The sequence below is a fragment of the Psychrobacter sp. FME6 genome (assembly GCF_014861365.1).
Classification (GTDB): Bacteria; Pseudomonadota; Gammaproteobacteria; order Pseudomonadales; family Moraxellaceae; genus Psychrobacter.
On the sequence record NZ_RRYW01000233.1, the window covers coordinates 1 to 738 of the forward strand.

Annotated in this window: 1 protein-coding gene; it reads left to right on the forward strand. The window is 37.3% G+C overall.

Going from position 1 to position 738, the window contains the following annotated elements:
* Positions 1 to 102 precede the first annotated feature (102 nt).
* Positions 103 to 387, forward strand: coding sequence for a pyrimidine/purine nucleoside phosphorylase (locus EI162_RS14405; protein WP_192524978.1), 285 nt, complete (start codon positions 103 to 105; stop codon positions 385 to 387).
* Positions 388 to 738 lie beyond the last annotated feature (351 nt).

The window sequence follows — 738 nt, forward strand, 5'->3', positions numbered from 1 at the left end:
CTTTTACATCAATTATGGCTACGTCTGATGCCAGCATACTTTTTAGAACACCACCGCTAAATTTAGTTTATTCTCTGAAATAAATATAGTTTAAGGAAAATTATGCCAAGCGTTAATCATTATTTTGATAATAAAGTCACTTCTATTGCCTTTCAAACGGCTACTAGGCCTGCGACCGTTGGTGTTATGGAGATTGGTGAATATGAATTTGACACCAGTGAGTTTGAAACCATGAGTGTAGTCAGCGGTGCATTAACAGTAAAGCTGCCAGAAAGCGATGAGTGGCAGACTTTTAATGCTGGCGAGCAATTTACCGTTGAAGCCAATCAGAAGTTCAACGTTAAAATTGATGTCGAAAGCGCTTATCTATGTGTATATGGTAAATAGCTACTTCTCACGCTAGGGCGTGTACTCAATTCAAGCGATTGTATCTAAATGGGCTAAAAATGGCTAAATTTTGCTAAATATCGTCAAATAGCTGATTAATATCCCGATATTATTTGCGCTATTTTCCTCGTTTGACTGCAATTTATCTCATTTTTATAACCATTTTTAAAATGAGGACACGCCCTAGTGTAATCGTTAAAAAAACGCCAAGTTTATGCTTGGCGTTTTTTTTGTATTTTACACATCGATTACATTTTGGCCGTGGCAAACACATAGCAAATACTGCTGTAGTTAACTAGGGGCTGTATAGAATTCAAATCAGCGGCAGCCAGATAAAGACACAAGCGAGAA